Origin of the sequence: Curtobacterium pusillum (assembly GCF_013359865.1) — a bacterium.
GTDB classification, from domain to species: Bacteria; Actinomycetota; Actinomycetes; order Actinomycetales; family Microbacteriaceae; genus Curtobacterium; species Curtobacterium pusillum.
The window spans coordinates 1-338 of sequence record NZ_JABMCE010000005.1 but is presented as its reverse complement, the minus strand read 5'-3'; the positions used below and the strand labels follow the sequence as shown (position 1 = coordinate 338).

Here is a 338-nt window from a genome sequence, read left to right as displayed (position 1 = left end):
CGGCTCCTCGAAGTCGCGGCTGAACTCAACGGCCGCCCCCGCAAGACCCTCGACTACCGCAGCCCTGCAGAAGCATTCGAACAGCTACTCTCGGACCCGAAACAACCACCCGTTGCAACGACCCCTTGAAACCGCCGGTCCTTCAACGGACGAGTGGTCAGAGCCTGTCCTTGACGCAGTTCTGTCTGTCTCAGATGTGTGAGCAGCTTCGTTCTGTGTCGTGCTTCTGGCTTCGCTTGGTGTCGGGTAGGCCGGTCGCTACGGCTGCGTGAGCTCTCGTTCGATGCGTTCCGCGACGGCGTTCCGCATTGGTCGCACGTCTGCCGGTGACCAGGAGG

General features: G+C 62.1%; 1 pseudogene. It reads left to right on the top strand.

Annotated features, from left to right (window positions below):
- Positions 1 to 129: pseudogene (locus tag HP507_RS17635) on the top strand (IS30 family transposase); the annotation flags it as partial.
- Positions 130 to 338: the final 209 nt, after the last annotated feature.